Here is a 21023-nt window from a genome sequence, read left to right on the forward strand (position 1 = left end):
GGCAGCCCATGATCTCTCCGGAGACGATCGCGCTCGTGAAAGAGCGCACGGATCTCGTAGCGCTCATCGGCGAAAGCGTGCGCCTCGCCCGCCGAGGGCACTCCTTCACCGGGCTCTGCCCCTTTCACAAGGAGAAGACGCCTAGCTTCCACGTGAGCCCGAACCGCGGGTTCTACCACTGCTTCGGCTGCAAGGAGACCGGCAGCGCCATCGACTTCGTGATGAAGCTCGAAGGCCGGACGTTCGCCGAGGCGGTCCGCGCGCTCGCCGAGCGCGCCGGCATCGAGGTGGCGGAGTCGCTGACCGAGGCCGAGCGGCGCGAGGCCCAGGCGGCGCGCAGGTCGAAGGACGACCTCTACGCCGTCAACCACCTCGCCGCGACGTTCTTCGAGCACAGCCTCCGCGGGGGGCCGGGCGGCACTCCTCACCCGCTCGCGCGCCACGCTCACGAGGAGCTCGAGCGGCGCGGCCTGCCGCTCCGCGACGGCGATGGAGCCACCGATCCGATCGCCGACGCCCTCCAGGCGTTCCGGATCGGCTACGCCCCGTTCGGATGGGACGGGCTCTCCACGTACCTGCGACAGCAAGGCGTCTCCCCGGTCCTCGCGGAGCGCGTCGGGCTCCTCGTGCCGCGCTCGTCGGGGAGCGGACACTACGACCGCTTCCGGCACCGGCTCATGTTCGCCGTCACCGACGTGATGGGCCGGGTGATCGCGTTCAGCGGACGCGCGTTGCCCGATCCCAGCCCTTCCGAGCTCTCGTCGCTCGGCCTCACCGGCCCTGCGCCGCAGGCCGACGGCGCGCCGGCGAAGTACATCAACAGCCCCGAGTCGCCGATCTACACGAAGGGCGAGCACCTCTTCGGGCTGCACCAGGCGCGCCAGGCGATCCGTCAGCGCGGCGAGGCGATCCTCGTGGAAGGCAACTTCGACGTCGTCGCGCTCCACGCGCGCGGCATCGGCCAGGCGATCGCTCCGCTCGGGACCGCCTTCACGCCCGGACAGGCGAAGCTCATTAAGCGCTTCGCTCCCGCGGTCATCCTGCTGTTCGACGGCGACGCGGCCGGCAAGAAGGCCACGCGCGCGGCGCGCGCCCCGTGCCGTGAGGCGGGGCTCAGCGCGCGCGTCGCCGTGCTGCCTTCGGGCGTCGATCCGGACGACCTCGCGCGCAAGCACGGCCCGGAGGCGATCACGCGCATCGTCAAGGCGGCGCGCGGCCTGCTCGAGCACCTGATCGACGAGGCGCTCGACGGCGACAGCTTCGGAGGCTCGTCGCTGCCCGAGCAGCTCGCCCGCGTGCGCGCCGTGACGACGCTGCTCGCCGAAGAGGACGACCCGAACCTCAGGATGATGGCGAAGCTCTACGCCGATCGCCTCTCCTCGAAGCTCGTGATCGGCGGCCGCTCACCGGACGACCTCCGGCAGTTGGAGCGCGTCGTCGAGGAGTCCCTCTCCCGCCCGCGGAGCCAGCCCACCCGCGAGGTGATCCCCTCCGGACAGACGACCGAGACGTGGGAGCGCGCTCGCTCACGCGCGCAAATCCAGGAAGTAAGCCTGGAGATCCTGGGCGCGATCCTCGATTTTCCCGAGCTGCTGGCCGACGACGATCTCCAGACGGCGCTGGAGTGCCTCGAAGGCGACGTCGCCCTGGCGATTGTTGCGGCGCGTCACAATTTCACTTTTGAAATGGGTCTTGCCGCCAGCGAATTTCTTGCGCAAGTCCCGGCTCCGATCCATTCATTCGCGGCTGGACGGCTGGTCTCGCCTGTCTTCGAAGCGGCCTCAACGGCCAAGGCGACGCTCTTGGAGAATTCACAAAAGTTGAGCAGACAAGCCCTAGCGCGACAAAAAGCAGCCGTCGTGAGCCAGCTCCAGAAGAGCGCCGTCGACGCTGATGCTGAAAACGCTTTGCTGCGTGAGCTATTCCAGCGAAGAGCGGGGGGTCTCGGTCTTCCTTGATGCGTTCCGGGTCGCCTCGCCGTGGCGACCCGACGTGCGTGATCCCTAGAGTTTATCGGAGTCATTGGGTGTCTTGTCGGTCGCGGCGAGCTGATCGCCGTAAGTGGAGCATGAGGTAATGGCGAGCAAGGCCAAGCAATCTTCCGGTCGGGCAGGCGGGGTCGCGAGGGCGGCGGGGGGCGGCGCGCTGAACGGCGCGCGGCACGCATCGACACGCGGGCACGCCGAGGGGGGGGCGCGCCCTAGCAACAAAGGAGACGCGGGCATCCGGGCCGAGCGGTCAGAGAAGGACCGGAAGACGCTCGAAAAGCTCGTTGAAACCGGCAAGAGCAAAGGCTTTCTCACCTATGACGAGGTGAACGACGCGCTCCCCGCGGACGTCGCGCCCGATCAGCTCGACGACGTGGTGGGCGCCCTCGGCGACGAGGACATCGAGATCGTCGACGGCGCGACCCAGGTGAAGATCGCGCCGAAGCGCATCGCGGACGAGGAGGCGGGCGAGAAGAAGCTCGTCGTCACGCCCGACCGCGAGGAAGAGGACGTCGACTACTACTCGAAGTCGAACGACCCCGTCCGGATGTATCTCCGGAAGATGGGCAGCGTCTCGCTGCTCACCCGCGAGGGCGAGGTCGAGATCGCGAAGCGGATCGAGATCGGCGAGCAGAAGGTCAACGCCGCCATCCTCGACTCCCCCATCGCCGTCCGCGAGATCATCGATCTCGGCGAGAAGCTCCGGAAGCACAAGATCCGGGTGAAGGAGCTCATCAAGGACGCCGAGAACGACGACCAGGAGTTCGACGAGGAGGAGGCCGACCGGCGCATCATCCGCCTCATCGACAAGGTGAAGCGCGTCGACAAGAAGAAGGCGGAGCTCCTGGAGGAGCGTAAAGAGGTGAAGACGGAGGTCCGCCGCAAGCAGATCGACGTCGAGGTGACGCAGGCGACAGCCGAGCTCGTGACGACGCTCGAGGAGATGCGCCTCAACAAGCGGACGATCGACAAGATCGTCCAGAAGCTGAAGAGCCTCATCTCGAAGGTCGAGAAGGCCGAGGCGGGCGCGACGGAGCTGGAGCGGCGCACAGGGCTCTCGAAGGGCGAGCTCAAGCGCGAGCTCATCAAGGTGAAGGGCAACCGCGCCCTCGAGGGGCGGCTCGCCAAGAAGCTCAACGTCAACCGCGAGGAGCTCAACGACTTCGAATCGACCATCAAGAACGCCCAGAAGGGCCTGAAGAAGGTCGAGGAAGAGCTCAACATCGACGTCGCCGCGATCCGCGATACCTACGAGAACATCCGCGAGGGCGAGCGGATGGCGGAGCGCGCCAAGGCGGAGCTGGTCGAGGCGAACCTCCGCCTCGTGGTCTCCATCGCGAAGAAGTACACGAACCGCGGCCTCCAGTTCCTGGACCTCATCCAGGAAGGGAACATCGGCCTCATGAAGGCCGTCGACAAGTTCGAGTACAAGCGCGGCTACAAGTTCTCGACGTACGCGACGTGGTGGATCCGGCAGGCGATCACCCGCGCGATCGCGGACCAGGCGCGGACGATCCGCATCCCGGTCCACATGATCGAGACGATCAACAAGCTGATCCGCACCTCGCGCTACCTCGTGCAGGAGTACGGCCGCGAGCCGACCCCCGAGGAGATCGCCGAGAAGATGGAGCTCCCGCTCGACAAGGTGCGCAAGGTCCTGAAGATCGCGAAGGAGCCGATCTCGCTCGAGACCCCCATCGGCGAGGAAGAGGACTCGCACCTTGGCGACTTCATCGAGGACAAGAGCGTGATCTCGCCCGCGGAGGCCGTGATCAACATGAACCTCGCGGAGCAGACCCGTAAGGTCCTGAAGACGCTGACGCCGCGCGAGGAGAAGGTGCTCCGGATGCGCTTCGGCATCGGCGAGAAGAGCGACCATACGCTCGAAGAGGTCGGTCAGGACTTCGAGGTCACGCGCGAGCGCATCCGGCAGATCGAGGCGAAGGCGCTCCGCAAGCTCCGGCACCCCAGCCGCTCGAAGCAGCTCAAGAGCTTCATCGACAGCTAGTCCGTGGGCTGGCCTGCTCGCCCAATGAAGGCAGCTCTCCCGCGCAGGCCGCGCTGCCGGCCTCTCGCTGGCCAAGCACGCGCTCGCGTGGGCAGCCGTTCGCTCGGCGAGCAGCGCGCCGCCGTGGCCCTCCTCGTGCTCGCGAGCGCGGTCCTCGGCTGCTGCACCAAGACGATGTCCGAAGAAGACTGCCGCACGATCGGCGAGGGCATGCGCGCCGCGTGGGCAGCGGAGGCAAAGCGGGTGGGGTCCGCCGCGAAAGGGGGCCCGGGGAAAGCCTCCGTGGTGATCGACAGCGAGGGCGAGAGGCTCTCGTCGGAGTGGACATCCGACTGCAAGCGGGAGCTCGCCGGGAGCAAGGTGGACCCCGGCGAGCTCGGCTGCCTGACGCGCGCGAAGACGCTCGAGGAGCTCCGTCGGTGCGCCGCGCCGTGAACGCGTGCGCCCGCGCCTGAGGGGCATGACGGGCGCGCCGCGGCGATCTCAGTTCAGGAAGCGCTTGTCCTTCGGCGGGTCTTTCTGGCCGCCGGGGATGACCCGGAGCGGGACGCCACCGGAGCGGCCGCGCGCCGCGGGGACGCGACGGAGCGCCGCGGATTGCGCCTGCAGCTGGCGGAAGCGCATCCGTAGATAGAAGCGACGCAGCGGAGAGAAGTCACCGAAGAGGTAGCCCGCGAGCATTGCGCCGAACGGCGTGATCTGCCCCTCCGGGGGCGGCGCAGTCTTGGAGATCACGTAGAACACCGATATCGCGAAGATGAAGACGAGCAGCATCGTGCCCGTCACCGGGATGACGAAGAAGAGGCGGACCGTGGCGTGACGGTGCGCGAGCGCCCACGCAACGGAGACCGCCCCGACCATCCCGAACCCGCCGTAGAACACGGGCTGCTCCACCTGCGGCAAGATGGCGCCGACGGCCACCTGAAGCGCGAACGCGAAGGCCGCGGAGCCGAAGAGGAACGCAACCATGCGACCGGCGCCCCAGCGCTCCTCGAGCGAGGTGCCGAAGAAGTACAGGCCGAGCAGCGTCCAGATGAAGTGCCAGGGATTGCTCGGGCTGTGGACGAGCGGCGCCGTGAGCAGCCGCCACACCTGACCGTGGAGCACCTTCTCGCTGATCCCGAGGAACGGACGGAGCACGCCTTCGCCGGCGCCCCCCCAGTTCAGGCCCAGGGTGAACATCACCCAGATACAGCCGATCGCGATCATCATCCCCAGCAGGGCCTTGCCTGGCTTGGGGAACCCCATCGAGCTGTGCTCCGGGCGCATGGATCTCCACCTAACAGCGGCGCCCCCGACGAGCAACCGCTGCCCCCGGACTCCACGGCGATCCGCCCGGCGCCGCCCCCCATCCAGCGGCCGCGACGCCCGCTGCGCGCCATCCAGGACGCTCCGGGGCAGGGCCCGCCCGGCCGCGCACAGTCACCCCGGCAGCCCCCCCGGGAGCGCGCACGTCCCTGCTGCGTCCGCTGGCTAGCGGCTCAGAAGAAGTTGCCGATGTTGAACTCGAACTTGTACGTCTCTTCGTAGGGCAGCCGCTTGAACGGGAAGCCCCACTCGAAGCGCAGCGGTCCGAGCGGGGAGAACCACCGGAGCCCGAATCCCCACGAGGTGCGGACGTCGAGGAGGCGCTCGGCCGAGAAGCACGGGTTCGTGACGTCGTGCGGCGATGCGGGGGCGGCGTTGCAGTAGAGCTTCTCGAGGTTCCAGGCGTTGCCCAGATCCGTGAAGACGACGCCCTTGATCTGCACGGCCTCGAGGATCGGGAACTCCAGCTCGAGGTTCTGGTAGTACATCAGGTTGCCGCCGATGTTCGCGCCGTTCGCGATGGGCAGCGAGTTCGGATCGAGCGACTCGCGGAGCGGGAGGCGCGGGCCGATGTCCCGGATCTCGAAGCCGCGCACGTCGAGGATGCCGCCCAGGAAGAAGCGGGCGAAGATCGGCACGCCCTGCGGGTTGGGGCTCGTCACCATGCCGGCCTCGGTGTTCAGCTTGAGGACCAGGCTGTCCGTGATCGGGTAGTAGAACCTCCCCGTGGCGCGGTACCGCAGGAACTCGTTCTCGCTGCCGAACGCGCTGTGGGCGAGCTCCACCGAGCCCTGCAGGTAAATGCCCGAGGTCGGGAAGAGCTGGTTGTTGCGCGTGTCGAAGGTGAGCGCAGGGCGGATGCTCGACGTGAGCCCGGCGTTGAAGAGGTTGTAGAGCGGGAGCCGCTGGAACGAGGCGCGCTCCTCTGCCGTGCCGAGGCCGGTGTTCGTGGCCGACGAGATCTCGTCGTTCTCCAGCGTGTAGGTCAGCTGCGCGCGCAGCTCCGGTTCGATGAGCGGGTAGCCGAGCGTGAGCGAGCCGCCGGTGGAGGTCTGCGAGAACTCCGTGTAGGTCCGCAGCTGGTTGTAGACGCTCACCGCCGCGGAGAACGGGCTGTCGAACAGGTACGGCTCGAAGAAGCGGACGTCGATGAGGCGCCGCGATCCGGAGATCTGCGCCTGGAGCGACAGCGACTGGCCGCTCCCGAGCAGGTTCGCCTGCTGGACCTGCGCCGTCGCGATGAAGTTCTCGACGCTCGAGAAGCCCGCGCCGATCTGGAAGGTGCCCGTCGGCTTCTCGCCGATGTCGACGTTGACGTTGATGTGCTGGGGGTCGTCGCCCTGCTCGGTGGAGATGTCGACCCGCTCGAAGTAGCCGAGCGCCGTGATCCGCTGCTTCGATCGCTCCAGCTTCGTCTCGCTGAACAGCCGCCGCTCCTCCACCTCCATCTCGCGGCGGATCACCTTGTCCCGCGTCTTCGTGTTGCCGCGGATCTCGATGCGCCCGAAGTAGACGAGCTGGTTTCTGCGGATGCCGACGGTGATGTCGACCTCGCGCCTGTCCGGGTCGAGCTGGGTGTCAGGCGACGCCTCGACGTTGGCGTACCCGGCGTCCCGGTAGAGCGTCTGGATCGCGCCGAGATCCTTCGCGAGCTCGGCGCGGTTGAACCAGTCGCCCGGCTTGGCCCGCACCATCTCGCGCAGCGCGCGGCGCCCGCCGAGCGGCTCGATCTCGCGGCCGTCGGCGTCGCGCTCGTAGACGCGGAGCGAGCGGATGCGGAAGCGCGGCCCCTCGTTGATCGTGATCGTGACCTCGATGCCCGTACGGTCGGGCGTGAGCATCACCCTGGGCGTCGCGACCTGCGCCGCGAGGAAGCCACGATCGTAGTAGAGCGCGTTGATCACGAGGACGTCGCGCTCGAACGCGTCCTGGCGGAACGGACCGCCGGTGCCGAAGGCGAAGAAGCCCCCCTGCCCCGTGATCATGACCTCCCGGAGCTCCTCGTCCGAGATGTTCTGGTTGCCGATGAACGTGATGCGCCGGACGGTGACCGGCGAGTGCTCCTTAATCGTGAACTTGACGGTGACCTGGTTCTCCCGCTCCGGCTTGACCTCGTAGCTGACCTCGGCGAGGAAGAAGCCCTCCTCGGCGTACTTGTCGCGGAGCTTCTGCACGCCACGCCGGATCGCCGCGTAGCTCAGGATCGTGCCGGTCTTGATCTCGACCGAGAGCGCCTCGGTGAGGTCCTCGCCGTCGATCTCCTTGTTGCCGGAGAACTCGATGGCCTTGATGCTCGGGCGCTCGCGGACCAGCACCCTCAGGCTCACGCCGTCGTCGCGGCGCGTGAGGTCGACCTCGACGTCGTCGAACAGGCCGGAGTCCCAGAGCTCGCGCACGTCGCGCGCCAGCCCCTCGGGGGTGAACGGCCTGCCGACCCGCGTCTGCCCGAGGTAGACGAGCACGTCCTCGGTCGAGATCCGCCGGTTGCCGGCGATGGCGACCTGAACGACCGGCTGCCCCCGAGCGAGCTCGGCCTCCGTGGGCGCCAGATGGATCGTCGGCTCGACGGCGTCGGCGGCGACCTGCGCAGGTGTACCGGCGCCAGGCTGGGCTCCTGCGGTCGCGTCGGCCGGCGCGGGCGGCTGCGCAGCGCTGGCCGGGGCGGGAGGCGGCGCGGCGCCGCCCCGGGGGGGCTGCGCGCCCGGAGCACCTCCGGGCACCTGAGCTGCCGCGAGCCGGGGCCGTATCGCCGCTACTGCAACGAACACCAGGAAGAGGCCGAGCCAGACGAGCCGCAGCCAGCGGCCGAGAAGGCGAAGCATGGGTCGGGTGCCTGTCGCGTACAAGGCGCCACCCCGTAGCCCAGCGCGCCGTGAGTCTCAAGGGCGGACGCCGAAATCAAGGCGTCGCCGTCAGGCCGCGCTGCGCTGCCCGCGTTCGGGTCGATCTCGCGGCCATCTGACGCTATGCCAGGGTCCGCACGAGCGCAGGCGAGCACGCGCTGCGAGAAATTCCCGCGAGGCAGCCTTGACCGAGCGCGAGCCCCTGGGTAATTGCCGAGGCTCGCCAGCGTTCACCTGAACATCGGAGCACCTGTTCGTCCGGTGCCCGCGCACTCCCTGGAGCATCGCGTGTCTCGAACCCCCTCCCTTCCGTCCGACGGTGACGCGTCCCGCAAGGGCCGCCGTGGCGGCCGGCCCGGTGACAGCGAGCCGCCGCCGCCCCCGGCGCCCGACACCTCGCTCGCCGACGAGGCGCAGCGCCGGTACCTGAACTATGCGCTCAGCGTCATCACGTCGCGCGCGCTGCCCGACGTCCGCGACGGGTTGAAGCCGGTGCAGCGCCGCATCCTCTACGCGATGCTGCACGACCTGCACCTCGGGCCGGACGCGAAGTACCGGAAGAGCGCCGCGGTCGTCGGTGACGTGATGGGCAAGTACCACCCGCACGGCGACGTCGCGATCTACGACGCGATGGTCCGGCTCGCGCAGGACTTCGTGATGCGGGCGCCGCTCATCGCCGGCCACGGGAACTTCGGCTCCGTGGACGGCGATGCGCCCGCCGCGATGCGTTACACCGAGGCGAAGCTCCGGCCTCTGGCGCTGGAGCTGCTCAGCGAGCTCGGCCAGCGCACCGTGGACTTTCGTCCCAACTACGACGGGACCCGCTTCGAGCCGATCGTCCTTCCGTCGCGCTTCCCCAACCTCCTCGTGAACGGCTCGCAGGGGATCGCTGTCGGGATGGCGACGAGCATCCCGCCGCACAACCTGGGCGAGGTGATCGACGCGTGCGTCGCGCTGATCGAGAGCCGCGAGCTCACCACGCACCGGCTGCTCTCGTACGTGAAGGGGCCGGATTTCCCGACCGGAGGTCAGCTGCACGCGACGAAGAAGGAGCTCGAGGCCATCTACACGGCAGGCCAGGGCTCGCTGAAGCTCCGCGGCGAGTGGCAGCTGGAAGAGGGCGACGGCAAGCGCGGCGCCGCTCCGCAGATCGTGATCACCTCGATCCCGTACGGCGTCGAGCGGAAGGCGATCGTCGAGAAGATCGCCGAGGTGATCCTCTCCAAGAAGCTGCCGACGCTCGTGGACGTGCGCGATGAGTCGACCGGCGAGGTGCGCATCGTGATGGAGCTCAAGCGCGGCGCCGACGCGCAGCTCGTGATGGCGTACCTCTACAAACAGACGCCGCTCGCGATCAACGTGCAGGTGAACCTCACCTGCCTCGTGCCCACCGACAACGCGGAGATCGCCGCCCCGCGGCGGCTCGGCCTGCACGAGATCCTGACGAAGTTCCTCGACTTCCGCTACGCGACGGTGACGCGGCGGCTCGAGTTCGAGCTCGGCGAGCTGAGGCGGCGGATCACGATCCTCGAGGGGTTCGAGAAGATCTTCGACGCGCTCGACGAGGTGATCCGGATCATCCGCAAGAGCGAGGGCAAGGCCGACGCGGCCGAGAAGCTGATGAAGCGCTTCACCCTCAACGAGGAGCAGACGGACGCGATCCTCGAGCTCAAGCTCTACAGGCTGGCGCGGCTCGAGATCCAGCTCGTGCAGAAGGATCTCGGCGAGAAGCGCGCGGAGGCCAAGCGGATCGAAGGGCTGCTCCGGAGCGACGCGAAGCGCTGGGGGATCGTCCGCGACGAGCTCGTCGAGATCAAGGGATCCTACGGCGAGAAGCGCCGCACGAAGGTGGTCGGCTCGATCGACGAGCCCGAGTACCAGGCGGAGGACTTCATCGTGGCCGAGGACGCGAACGTGATCCTCTCGGCGCAGGGCTGGGTGAAGCGGGTCCGCGAGGTGAAGGATCTCGCCTCGACGCGCATCCGCGAGGGAGACAGCGTCCTCGCGGCCGTCGCCGGCTCGACGCGGTCGACGGTCGCGTTCTTCTCGAACCTCGGCGCGTGCTACGTGTGCCGCATCCACGAGGTGCCGCAGTCGACCGGCTACGGCGATCCCGTGCAGAAGCTGTTCAAGCTGGCCGACGGCGAGCGGCTGATCGCGCTGATGTCCTTCGATCCGAGGGCGCTCGACGTCCCGGCGCAGACCCCGGACTCCGCCGAGCCGGAGCCGCCCTTCGCGCTGGCGATCACCCGAGGAGGCCTCGGCTTCAGGTTCTCGCTGCGGCCGCACCGCGATCCATCGACGCGCTCCGGGCGCCGCTTCGCCAAGCTGAACGAGGGCGACGAGGTGCTCTTCGTCCACGCGGTGGACGGCGCCGACCGGGTGCTCTGCGCCTCGAGCGACGCCTGGGCGCTCAGCGTGGCCGTGGAGGAGCTCGCCCTGCTCTCCGGCCCGGGCAAGGGCTCCGTCGTCATGCGGGTCGCCGAAGGTGAGCGCCTGGTCGGCGCCGCGCTCGCCCTCAGGCCGAGCGACGCGATCACGGTCGAGACGGAGAAGGGCAAGACGCTCGAGATCGCCGCGAGCAAAATCGCCGGCCAGCGCGGCACCCAGGGCGAGCCTGTCGCACGACGCGACCGCTTCGCCCGCGTGGTGCCGCCGGCCGTCGTCGTACCGACGCTGGAGGTGAGCTGAACATGGCCGCCACGAATCCCCCGGTCCGCGCCGCTTCCGGCGCACGTTACACGGCCGCTGACATCGAGGTGCTCGAGGGGCTCGAGCCCGTCCGCAAGCGCCCCGCCATGTACATCGGCGGCACCGACGCCAGGGGCTACCACCACCTGCTTTGGGAGATCGTCGACAACGCCGTCGACGAGGCCATCAACGGGCACGCGAAGCGGATCGAGGTGACGCTCGACGCCGATCTCCAGGGCGCCACCGTGATCGACGACGGGCGCGGGATCCCGGTGGACGTCCATCCCAGGTACAAGCGCCCCGCGCTCGAGCTCATCTTCTGCACGCTGCACGCAGGCGGGAAGTTCGCGAGCGACAACTACAAGGTCTCAGGCGGGCTCCACGGCGTCGGATCGAGCGTCGTCAACGCTCTCTCCGAGCTCGTGGAGGTCCGGGTGCTGCGCGACGGGTTCGAGCACCAGCAGACGTTCTCGCGCGGCGCGCCGACCAGCAAGCTCAAGAAGGGCGCGCCCACCCGCAAGCACGGCACGAGCATCCATTTCCGGCCCGATCCGGAGATCTTCGGGCAGGGCCGGCGCTTCGATCCCGAGACCATCCGCGAGCGCCTGGAGGCCAAGGCGTACCTCCACGGAGGGCTCGAGATCGCGTTCCGAGATCTCTCGTCCGGAGAGTCGATCGAGCTCCTCCACCCGAACGGCATCGCGGACTTCTTGCCGAAGCTGGTCGCCCAGCGCGGCAAGGCGGTCACGCACCCGACCATCTTCTACGTCGCGCGCGAGGGCGAGATCCGCCTGGAGGCCGCGCTCCAGTGGACCGAGTCGACCGACGAGTACGTGAAGTCGTACGTCAACGGTATCCCCACGCACGCGGGCGGCGCGCACGAGTCCGGCTTCAGCGCCGCGATCGTGAAGGCGGTCCGCGCGTTCATGGACGCGAAGAAGGTCCAGCCGAAAGGGGTGACGCTGACGGCCGACGACATCCGCGAGGGGATCGTGGGTGTCCTGTCCATCTACATCCAGGACCCGCAGTTCCAGGGGCAGACGAAGGATCGACTCAACAACGCGGAGGCAGGGCCGGCGGTCGAGGGCCTGGTCCGGCCGGCGCTCGAGCAGTGGATGCTCCACAACGGCACGGCCGGCGAGTCGATCGTGGCCCGCGCGATCCTGGCGGCGCGCGCCAGGGAGGCGCGGCGTGAGGCGACCCAGCAGGTCCTGCGCAAGACGCCGGTGTCGCACCGGCTCAACCTGCCGGGGAAGCTCGCCGATTGCGCGTCGACCGATCCGAGCGAGAGCGAGCTCTTCATCGTCGAGGGCGACAGCGCAGGTGGCTCGGCCAAGCAGGGCCGGGACCGCCGGACCCAGGCGATCCTCCCGCTCCGCGGCAAGGTGCTCAACGCGGAGCAGGCCTCGACCTCGAAGGTGCTCGGCAACAAGGAGCTCCAGGACATCGTGAGCGCGCTGGGCTGCGGCTTTGGAAAGGACTTCGATGCCTCCAAGTTGCGCTACGGAAGGATTTTTCTGCTCATGGACGCCGACAGCGACGGCCAGCACATCGCGACGCTGCTGCTGACGTTCTTCTACCGGCACCTGCCCGGCCTGCTCCGCGGCGGGCACGTGTTCCTCGCGCAGCCGCCCCTCTACAGGATCGACGTCGGCAAGGAGACGCACTGGGCGCTCGACGACGCGGAGCGCGACCGGGTCCTCGCGAAGCTCCCCAAGACGGCCAAGGCGGATATCTCGCGGTTCAAGGGGCTCGGCGAGATGCCCGCGGAGGACCTCAAGGCGACCACGCTCGACATCCGACGCCGGCGCGCGCTGCGCATCGTGATCGAGGGAGAGATCGAGACCGATCGCATCCTCAACGAGCTGATGGGCAAGGACGCCCAGGCGCGCTTCCGCTTCATCATGGAGCGCGCGCCGAACGCCGAGATCGACGTCTGACATCGATCCCTCGTTCGAGAGGTCGCGGCGACTTCGCGCCTCGCGCGGACCTCGTTGGATGCGGCGCCGCGCTCCCGCATTCATCCTCCCTGACCCCCATGAGCTCGCCGCGAGGATGTCGCGATGCAGGCGACCGCCATGGCGTGCACGTCGCGAAGACACAATGTGCCAACCGCGGGTGATCTCTGGCGCCTGTGCCACGTGAACGGCAGGCCACACCCCGTCGGACGTCGCGAGCAGGTGGCCGGGCAATCGCGGGATTTTGTGCTGCTGAACGCCGAACCGCGTGAGCCGAGAGCGCTGCATCAGCTTGCGGCCTGCTGGTTGCAATACGTCGCGCCGGTGGCCGCGATGACCGCGAGACACCGCCCTTTCACCGCTGGAGAGGTACTCGTGACGACTGCGCTTCCTATCTCGACTCCGATCGCACCCTCCTCGTCCCACAGCATGCCGGCCGCATGTTCCCTGTCGGTTCCGAGCGGCGCGCCTGCCGCACGGCCGGCGTCACTCCCCACGCCTGGCGTCGCTGCGCCGAGCCACAGCGCGCAGCCGCCGCGCGAGCGCTCTGCAGCGACCGGCGCCTCCCGATCCACGCCACCACCGCGCTCGGCAGCCCCGCTCCCGCGCAGTACCTCGGAGCGGATCCTGCTCGGCCGCGACCGCATCCGCAGCGCCGCGGAAGCAGGCCAGAGGATCCGTTCTTACGAGGTCGCGCTGGACCTCGATCTGTCCGAGTTTCATTTCGCGCGGCTCTTCCGCGCCGCCTTCGGGTCATCGCCCCACGTCTATTACGATGAGGTGCGTGCGGAGCGCGCGCGAACGCTCCTTCATGAGGGGCTAACCGAGGGAGAGGTCGCCCGCCGCATCGGCTTCCGCAGGCCTGCGGAGCTCCGCGCCCTCCTGTCCAAGCGCGGCAGCACGCCGCCCCCGGCCGCAGAGACGGAGCCGAGCGACGCCTCTGCCGAGTGAGCTGACGGCAGAGATCGGCCATATGAAGCGCCGGCACCGCCGCCTCCGGTGCGAGGACAAAGTGCTTACCCCCATGACATGACGATCAGAGCCTCCGGTGCGTGAGCGAGGGTAGGTTCGCCCTGACCCGATCGAGGTAGGAGGGGTCGAGCATCGCCATCGCGATCCCCTCCCCTTCCGAGGCCTGAGCGATCACCTCACCCCACGGATCGATGACGCACGATTTCCCGAACGTCGCCCGCCCGCCAGGATGCTTGCCCCACTGCGCCGCGGCCACGACGTACGCCTGGGCCTCGATGGCCCGGGCGCGGAGCAGGACCAGCCAGTGGTCCTTGCCGGTGAGCAGGGTGAACGCCGCAGGGACGACGATGACCTCTGCACCCGCGGACGACAGCGCACGGTAGAGCTCCGGAAACCGGACGTCGTAGCAGATCGAGAGTCCGAGCTTCACGCCGTCGATCTCGGTGACGACGGGGCGCTCCCCGGCGGTCGTCGACGCCGACTCGCGGTACTTCGTTCCGTCGGCGATCTCGACATCGAAGAGGTGAATCTTCCGGTAGCGCGCGGTGAGCCGGCCGTCGGCCCCGAAGACCGCGCAGGTGTTGTACGGCCGCGCCGGATCGTGCGCGCGTTCAGGGAAGCCGCCGGCCACGATCGTCACCCGGGCGGAGCGCGCCGCGTCGGCGAGACGACGCGCGATCGGACCGCCGCCAGCGTCGAGGTCCTCCGCGATGTTGCGCTTCCCCTCCTCGTTGCCCATGTACGCGAAGTTCTCGGGCAGCACGACCGTCGTCGCCCCACGGCGCGCCGCCTCCACGACGAGCACCTCGACCCGCGCCAGGTTCTCGCCCACGTTCTCCTGGCTGGAGAGCTGAAGGGCCGCCCAGATCACCGGTTTCTCCATGCGGCAAGCCTACCGCACGGGGACCCGGCGTGGACCACGCGCCGACGGGAGCGCAGGGCTCGTCAGATTCCTCGATCTCCGGACGCTCCCGCAGCGCCACTGGCACCAGCGCCACCTGCCCCGCCGGCGCCCACAGCGCCACTGGCACCAGCGCCACCTGCCCCGGCAGCGCCACCTGCCCCACCGGCACCAGCGCCACCGGCACCACCGGCACCAGCGCCACCGGCACCACCGGCACCAGCGCCACCTGCCCCGCTGGCGCCCGCGGCTCCACCGCTTCCGTCCACCTCGGTGGGCGCGGCGCACTCGAGCGGCGCGCCGGAGTAGGTGCACCTGGCGCTGCACGCGGCGCATACACAGGCGAGCACCCGCTGGAAGATCCGGTGAGCAGCGCCCGCATCGTCCGGGAACACGCACGCCGTCTGGCAGGCTTTGTTGTGGCCGCACCCCTTCAGGCACAGGCTGATCGGCCTGCACTCAGGCTCCCCGTCGCACGCCGCGAGCTCCGCCTCGCAGCGCCCACCGCGGGACGCATGCTCGTTGAAGCAATCGCCGCAGCGTCCGGCTTCGCCGCCATAGGCCGCGAGGCACTCGCAAAGGTTCGCCGGCCCCTCGTCGGCGCCCGCATCGGGCAGCGCCCCCCCCGAGGCGCCCGCGCTGGCGGAGACGCCTGCCTGAGGGCGAGGCGACGCGAGCCGCTCGTCGGTGCAGCTCGGGAGCGACGCAAGCGCAAGCGCCGCGCCCCAGGCCATCACGCCGCTGAGGACAGCCCAGCCGTACAACCCGACAGGAGCGCGCATCGCCCTCCGCACGATCGCCATGATGAGGACGAGCGTAGCCTGCCTCTCTCCCGCGACCGAGCCTGAGCCGCACGGCTCATGGATGTCCGCAGGATCCGCCGAGGCCGCACGGAACCCTCTCCCGGCGGCGCCCGATCGCTCCTATGCTTTGCCCGCACGCCACAAAAATTCTCATGGAAATCGCTCCCCTGTCGCTGTTGCCGCGCTCCGTGCTCGCCCTCGCCAAGGAGGTCGCCCGCGCGCTGCTCCGGCGGCCTGTCGTCGGGATCGCCGCCGCCGCTCAGACCGCCGACGGCCGGTGGCTGCTCATTCGCCGCAGCGACACCGGAACATGGGCGCTCCCGGGAGGCACCCTGGAATGGGGAGAGACGCTCCGCGACAGCATCGTGCGGGAGCTCGCCGAGGAGGCCGGCGTCACCGAGGTCGAGCTCGGGCGGGTCGTGGGCGTGTACTCGCGGCCTGATCGCGACATTCGCTTCCACGCCGTGACGGTCGTCGTCACCGCCCGGATCGCCGCGCCGACGCGCCCTCCGCAAAATCCGCTCGAGATCCGCGAGGTCAGGCTGTTCCGGGAAGACGAGCTCCCGTCCGAGCTCGCGATGGGCATGGGGGATCTCTTCGCCGCCGCCCGGCGCGCCGGCGACACGGAGCTCGAGTGAGCCGAGGCAAGCGATGACGCAGGCACACCACGACGACGCCGGAGCGCGCAACCCGCTGCAGGGCGGGCTCGCGACGGATCCGAAGCACAAGGCGAGGATCGAGGAGCTCGCCGAGCGCATCGAGAAATACAGGGCGAGCTACTACGCAGGGCACCCCGAGATCTCGGACGCGGCGTTCGATGCCCTCGAGGACGAGCTCCGCGCCCTCGATCCGGCGCATCCGGTGCTCGCCCGGGTCGGCTCGGCCTCCCTGATCACGGAGTGGGAGAAGGCGCGGCACGAGATCCCGATGGGCTCGCTCAACAAGGTCGTCTCCGAGGACGAGCTCCTGGGCTGGGTCGCCCGGTGCGACGAGATCCTCGTGAAGGACGGGCACGGCGACGGCGGCACGGGCGCCGCGCCGCCGGCACCGGGCTCCACCTCGAGCGTCGCGGGTGACCTCTTCGTGGCGGAGAAGCTCGACGGCATCTCCATCGAGGTCATCTACAAGGGCGGCAAGCTCGTCGACGCCATCACGCGCGGCGACGGCGAGTGGGGCGAGCGGATCACCGCGAACGTCGCGCGGATGAAGGGGATCCCCTCGCGGATCCGGGAGAAGGGCCGGCTGTCCGTGCGCGGAGAGATCATCCTTCGCCTCTCGGACATGAAGCGCCACTTCCCCGGCGTCACCAGCCCGCGCAACATGGCCGCAGGCGCGGCCAAGCGGTTCGACGGCCAGGGGGCAGAGCACTGCACCGTGCTCTTCTACGACGTCGCCGAGCACCTCGAGATCCCGACGTGCCGGGCGCGCTTCGCCTGGCTGCGCGAGCTCGGCTTCGCGACGCCGCAGACCGCGCACGGCAGCGTCGAGGACGTCGTGAAGCTCTACCGGCGCTACTCGAGCGAGCTCCGCGCGAGCCTCGACTACGAGATCGACGGGCTCGTCGTCTACGTGGACTCGCTCCACCTCCAGGGCCTGCTCGGCGACGTCAACCGCCGGCCGCGCGGCGCGGTCGCCTTCAAGTTCGCGTCGCCCGCCAAGGTGACGACGGTCGTGGCGATCCAGTGGGACACCGGGCCGAGCGGCCGCGTCACCCCGGTGGCGATCGTCGAGCCGGTCGAGCTCGCCGGCGCCAACGTCCGGCGCGCTTCCCTGCACAACTCGGCCAACGTGCGGAGCCTCGGCATCGGCGTGGGCGACGAGGTGCTGGTCTCGCGCCGCAACGACGTGATCCCGTACGTCGAGGAGGTCGTCGAGAAGCGCGGCCCCGCCGCCGTCCCTCCATCGGTCTGTCCGGTCTGCAGCGCGCCGCTCGTCGTCGAGGGAGAGTACCTCCTCTGCCGGAACGCCGCGTGCCGCGCGCTCATCGAGGGGCGCATCCACAACTGGATCGACGCCATCGGCGCGCTGGAGTGGGGCGATAAGCTGATCGAGCAGGTGGTGGCCGCAAGCCTCGTGCGAGAGCCGCTCGACCTCTACAAGCTCACGGTCAAGAGCATCGCCGACCTCGATCGGCGCGGCGAGAAGAGCGCGACGAAGTGCCTGGAGCAGCTGAAGAGCCGCCTCCCGCTCGCGCTGCCGGTGTTCCTCGCGGCGCTCGGCATCGAGGGGTTCGCGATCCAGACCGCGCGGCTGCTCGTGTCGGCGGGGTACACGACGATCGAGAAGCTGCTCGCCGCCAGGGAGGACGAGCTCGCCGGCATCCCGGGCCTCGGCGCGATCAAGGCCGCGAGCATCGTTCGAGGGCTGCGCGCCCGCAGCGACGAGATCGGGCGGCTGCTCGCCGCCGGCATCGTCCCGGTCGCGCCCGAGGCCGAAGGCCCGCTCGCCGGACTGACGTTCTGCTTCACCGGCGCGGGCGCGCGTCCCCGCGGCGAGCTCACCCACCTCGTCGAGTCGAACGGCGGCCGGGTGCTGAACAGCGTCACGAAGGAGCTCAACTACCTCGTCATCGCCGACGTGGTGTCCACGTCGAGCAAGGCGGTGAAGGCGCGCAAGTACGGCACGAAGCTCATCACCGAGGACGATCTGGACAAGCTCATCGCCGAGCGCCGCGGCGGCTGACCGAGGCGAGCCGCGGCCTCGACCCGTCGGGCCCCTACCAGGTGATGTCCTGGTCCTCCGTGACGCCGAGGACGTCCCGGAGCTCGAGGAGCCGCCCGTCCGAGAGGCGGATCGTGCCCGAGTAGAGGCCAATCGGCTGCATGAACTCCGACGCGAGCAAGCCGAGGTTCGTGTGGTTCGAGTGCGCCGCGCCGGGGACGAAGCGTAGATCCACGGCGCCGTCCGCGGTCCGGACGCGCCAGGGATCGAGCGGACGGGCCGCGTCGAAGGTGAACCGGCCTTCGGCGAGCGGGATGAGCTCGCCGTCGATCCAGATCGCGCACTCGGCGTCGCCGACGAAGCCTTCGCCGAGGTTCAGGCCGACGCGCTCGCCGCTCTCCGCGCGCCCCAGCGCGAGGGCCCAGCGCCAGGTCGTGCGGCGCCGCAGGAGGCCGCTCGTGTAGTCGTAGCTGGCGATCGCTCCGTCGAGGGAGATGCGGCGACCGAGCACCGACGCCTCGCCTTCGACGCCGAGGAGCAGGCGCTTCTCGGTGGTGATCAGGAAGCCGTCCGAGGCCTGCACAATCGCCGAGAGCGCCGGCGGGGCCGCGCGGCTGTCGAGCCGCGCCTCGAGCTCGACGCCGCGGAGCGCGGCGGTCACCGCGGTCGTCGCGTCCGTGCGCGGCCGCTCGATCCGGAGGCGCGCGCGGGGGAGCCACGCCCGCGCGGAGCGGCCTTCGCCGCCCGCGTCGCCCACGCTCACCGCGAACGGCGGCCCGAACGTCGCGCGGTCCACGAGCAATCGACGGCCTGCCTTGTCGAAGACGACGCTGAACGCGATCGACAGGTAGCCGAGGTGCACGACCGAGACGGCGACGAAGATCTCGTCGGACGCGATCGCCACGTAGACCCATCGCTTGTGCTTGAGCAGCCGATCGAGCCTGCGCGGCGCGAGGAGCGCCGGGTCGACGCGCGGGAGATCGCCCCGGTAGGACCCGACGCGCGCCGCTCCCGTGCTCGGGTCGAGGATCGTATCGGGCGGCGTGATGAGCTCGCGCATCGGACGAGAGTAGCGGCGACGTGGTCGCCGCCCAAGGCGAGCGACGCCGGAAACCTGACATCGCCAGAGTTGTGCGAATCGCGTGATTGCGCCGAGCGCTCTCCTCCGCGGCCATCTGGCTCACGCCGCGGCGGAGAGCAGCGGCGCCGGAGCCTGCGCGCCCTCGGCTCCGCCGCTAGACTCGCGTCATGATCGACGCCATCGCCACGCCCCCGAGCCCCCTGAACGAGCCCGTCCTCACGTACGCGCCTGGCAGCCCGGAGCGCGCGGCCCTCAAGGCGGAGCTCGACCGCCGGGCGCGGGAGACGATCGAGATCCCGATGGTCATCGACGGGGAGGCGCTCCGGACCGGCGCGCTCGACGAGGTCCGCGCGCCGCACCGACGCGACCTCCTCCTCGCCCGCGCCCATCAAGGCGGCGCCGAGCACGTCGCGCGCGCGATCGAGGCCGCCCGGCGGGCGCACCCGGCCTGGTCGAGGACGCCGTGGACCGAGCGCGCCGCCGTGTTCCTCAAGGCGGCCGAGCTGCTCGCGACCCGGTACCGCCCCACGCTGAACGCGGCGACGATGCTCGGGCAGAGCAAGACGGCGTACCAGGCGGAGATCGACTCGGCGTGCGAGCTCATCGACTTCTTCCGCTACAACGTCCACTTCGCGCACCGGATCGCCGCGGAGCAGCCGGCGAGCGCGCCCGGCATCTGGAACCTCGCGGAGCCTCGCCCGCTGGAGGGCTTCGTGTTCGCGGCGACGCCGTTCAACTTCACCGCGATCGCGGGCAACCTGTGCGCGGCCCCGGCGCTGATGGGCAATACGGTGGTCTGGAAGCCGTCCGCGAACGCGCTGTACTCGGCGCACTTCGTGATGGAGCTGTTGATCGAGGCGGGCCTCCCGCGCGGCGTCATCAACCTCGTCATGGGCCCGCCCGAGCTCGTCTCGAACGCGTGCCTCGATCATCCGGACTTCGCCGGCATCCACTTCACCGGCTCGACCGCGGTCTTCCAGTCGATCTGGCGCCGCATCGGGGAGAACATCGGGCGCTACCGCAGCTACCCGAGGATCGTGGGCGAGACCGGCGGGAAAGACTTCGTCTTCGCGCACGCGAGCGCCGACGTCGACGTGCTCGCCGTGGCGCTCGTCCGGGGCGCCTACGAATTCCAGGGGCAGAAGTGCTCGGCCGCGTCGCGCGCGTACATCCCCCGCTCGCTCTGGCCGGCCCTCAAGGACCGGCTCGTGGGCCACATCCGGGCGATCCGCGTGGGGGACGTCGCCGACTTCCGCAACTTCATGGGCGCGGTGATCGACGAGCGCGCGCACGCCCGGCTCACGGGGCGGATCGCCGCGGCGAAGTCGGACGCGGCGTGCTCGATCGTGTGCGGCGGCGGCGCGCGCGCGCACGACGGGAGCGACGGCTGGTTCGTCGAGCCGACGCTGATCGAGACCACGGATCCGCGCCACCCGCTGATGGCGGAGGAGCTGTTCGGGCCGGTGCTCACGGTCTGGGTCTACCCCGACGGCGAGGAGCACAGGGCGCTCGCGCTCTGCGACGAGACGTCGCCGTATGGCCTGACCGGCGCCGTGTTCGCGCGGGATCGGGCGTTCATCGAGGCGGCGAGCGACGCGCTCCGCTTCGCCGCGGGCAATTTCTACATCAACGACAAGCCGACCGGCGCAGTCGTCGGGCAGCAGCCGTTCGGCGGCGCGCGCGCCTCCGGCACGAACGACAAGGCGGGCAGCCTGTTCAACCTGCTCCGCTGGGTCTCCCCGCGGGTCGTGAAGGAGACGTTCGCCCCGCCGCGCGCGGTCGCCTATCCGTTCATGGCGGCCGAGTAGG

At 69.8% G+C, this 21023-nt stretch carries 13 protein-coding genes; 9 read left to right on the plus strand and 4 right to left on the minus strand.

The features are described 5' to 3' along the window. Positions 1-8: 8 nt before the first annotated feature. The 3 genes from dnaG (at position 9) to WME95_RS24710 (ending at position 4431) form a co-directional block, all read left to right on the plus strand. Positions 9-1958 (plus strand): DNA primase, encoded by a 1950-nt coding sequence (gene dnaG / locus WME95_RS24700; RefSeq protein ID WP_437910850.1) that lies wholly within the window; start codon positions 9-11, stop codon positions 1956-1958. Between the two features lie 118 nt (positions 1959-2076). Next, the gene (gene rpoD / locus WME95_RS24705) at positions 2077-3996 is read left to right on the plus strand and encodes an RNA polymerase sigma factor RpoD (protein WP_437301468.1); all 1920 of its coding nucleotides are present in this window, start codon (positions 2077-2079) and stop codon (positions 3994-3996) included. An 87-nt stretch (positions 3997-4083) separates the two neighbouring features. Then, positions 4084-4431, plus strand: coding sequence for a hypothetical protein (locus WME95_RS24710; protein ID WP_437910851.1), 348 nt, complete (start codon positions 4084-4086; stop codon positions 4429-4431). A 48-nt stretch (positions 4432-4479) separates the two neighbouring features. Here WME95_RS24710 and WME95_RS24715 read toward each other — a convergent pair whose 3' ends face one another. Both WME95_RS24715 and bamA read right to left on the minus strand, forming a co-directional pair. Further along, complete coding sequence (locus WME95_RS24715) at positions 4480-5265, minus strand: rhomboid family intramembrane serine protease (RefSeq protein WP_437910852.1); 786 nt, start codon at positions 5263-5265, stop codon at positions 4480-4482. A 212-nt stretch (positions 5266-5477) separates the two neighbouring features. Then, positions 5478-8126, minus strand: a complete 2649-nt coding sequence (gene bamA, locus WME95_RS24720) for an outer membrane protein assembly factor BamA (protein WP_437910853.1) — start codon at positions 8124-8126, stop codon at positions 5478-5480. A 309-nt stretch (positions 8127-8435) separates the two neighbouring features. Here bamA and WME95_RS24725 point away from each other — a divergent pair, with 309 nt between their 5' ends. The 3 genes from WME95_RS24725 (at position 8436) to WME95_RS24735 (ending at position 13747) form a co-directional block, all read left to right on the plus strand. Continuing rightward, complete coding sequence (locus WME95_RS24725; RefSeq protein WP_437910854.1) at positions 8436-10838, plus strand: DNA gyrase/topoisomerase IV subunit A; 2403 nt, start codon at positions 8436-8438, stop codon at positions 10836-10838. Positions 10839-10840: 2 nt separating this feature from the next. Next, positions 10841-12778 carry a DNA gyrase/topoisomerase IV subunit B gene (locus tag WME95_RS24730; protein ID WP_437910855.1) on the plus strand — a complete coding sequence of 646 codons (1938 nt, stop codon included), beginning with the start codon at positions 10841-10843 and terminating at the stop codon, positions 12776-12778. A gap of 447 nt (positions 12779-13225) precedes the next feature. After that, positions 13226-13747 carry a helix-turn-helix domain-containing protein gene (locus WME95_RS24735; protein WP_437910856.1) on the plus strand — a complete coding sequence of 174 codons (522 nt, stop codon included), beginning with the start codon at positions 13226-13228 and terminating at the stop codon, positions 13745-13747. An 85-nt stretch (positions 13748-13832) separates the two neighbouring features. Here WME95_RS24735 and WME95_RS24740 read toward each other — a convergent pair whose 3' ends face one another. Continuing rightward, a complete protein-coding gene (locus tag WME95_RS24740; RefSeq protein WP_437910857.1) occupies positions 13833-14651 on the minus strand; it encodes a carbon-nitrogen hydrolase family protein in 819 nt (272 codons plus the stop codon). A 973-nt stretch (positions 14652-15624) separates the two neighbouring features. Here WME95_RS24740 and WME95_RS24745 point away from each other — a divergent pair. Beyond that, positions 15625-16110: an NUDIX hydrolase gene (locus WME95_RS24745; protein ID WP_437555139.1), complete on the plus strand. Its 486-nt coding sequence runs from the start codon at positions 15625-15627 to the stop codon at positions 16108-16110. Positions 16111-16123: 13 nt separating this feature from the next. Further along, a complete protein-coding gene (gene ligA, locus WME95_RS24750) occupies positions 16124-18154 on the plus strand; it encodes an NAD-dependent DNA ligase LigA (RefSeq protein ID WP_437910858.1) in 2031 nt (676 codons plus the stop codon). A 34-nt stretch (positions 18155-18188) separates the two neighbouring features. Here the strand turns inward: ligA and WME95_RS24755 are convergent, their stop codons facing one another. Further along, positions 18189-19193 carry a DUF2804 domain-containing protein gene (locus tag WME95_RS24755; RefSeq protein ID WP_437910859.1) on the minus strand — a complete coding sequence of 335 codons (1005 nt, stop codon included), beginning with the start codon at positions 19191-19193 and terminating at the stop codon, positions 18189-18191. 188 nt (positions 19194-19381) lie between these two features. On the opposite strand from WME95_RS24755, the gene pruA reads away from it, so the two are divergent. Next, positions 19382-21022: an L-glutamate gamma-semialdehyde dehydrogenase gene (gene pruA / locus WME95_RS24760; protein ID WP_437910860.1), complete on the plus strand. Its 1641-nt coding sequence runs from the start codon at positions 19382-19384 to the stop codon at positions 21020-21022. The last annotated feature ends 1 nt before the right edge of the window (position 21023 follow it).

This window comes from Sorangium sp. So ce327, assembly GCF_051530205.1.
Taxonomy (GTDB): Bacteria; Myxococcota_A; Polyangia; order Polyangiales; family Polyangiaceae; genus Sorangium; species Sorangium cellulosum_B.

Excerpts from the sequence above, each read along its gene's own strand:
- dnaG (WP_437910850.1), top strand. The coding sequence starts at position 9 with ATGATCTCTCCGGAGACGATCGCGCTCGTGAAAGAGCGCACGGATCTC.
- rpoD (WP_437301468.1), top strand. The coding sequence starts at position 2,077 with ATGGCGAGCAAGGCCAAGCAATCTTCCGGTCGGGCAGGCGGGGTCGCG.
- WME95_RS24715 (WP_437910852.1), bottom strand. The coding sequence starts at position 5,265 with ATGCGCCCGGAGCACAGCTCGATGGGGTTCCCCAAGCCAGGCAAGGCC.
- bamA (WP_437910853.1), bottom strand. The coding sequence starts at position 8,126 with ATGCTTCGCCTTCTCGGCCGCTGGCTGCGGCTCGTCTGGCTCGGCCTC.
- WME95_RS24730 (WP_437910855.1), top strand. The coding sequence starts at position 10,841 with ATGGCCGCCACGAATCCCCCGGTCCGCGCCGCTTCCGGCGCACGTTAC.
- WME95_RS24735 (WP_437910856.1), top strand. The coding sequence starts at position 13,226 with ATGCCGGCCGCATGTTCCCTGTCGGTTCCGAGCGGCGCGCCTGCCGCA.
- WME95_RS24740 (WP_437910857.1), bottom strand. The coding sequence starts at position 14,651 with ATGGAGAAACCGGTGATCTGGGCGGCCCTTCAGCTCTCCAGCCAGGAG.
- WME95_RS24745 (WP_437555139.1), top strand. The coding sequence starts at position 15,625 with ATGGAAATCGCTCCCCTGTCGCTGTTGCCGCGCTCCGTGCTCGCCCTC.
- ligA (WP_437910858.1), top strand. The coding sequence starts at position 16,124 with ATGACGCAGGCACACCACGACGACGCCGGAGCGCGCAACCCGCTGCAG.
- WME95_RS24755 (WP_437910859.1), bottom strand. The coding sequence starts at position 19,193 with ATGCGCGAGCTCATCACGCCGCCCGATACGATCCTCGACCCGAGCACG.
- pruA (WP_437910860.1), top strand. The coding sequence starts at position 19,382 with ATGATCGACGCCATCGCCACGCCCCCGAGCCCCCTGAACGAGCCCGTC.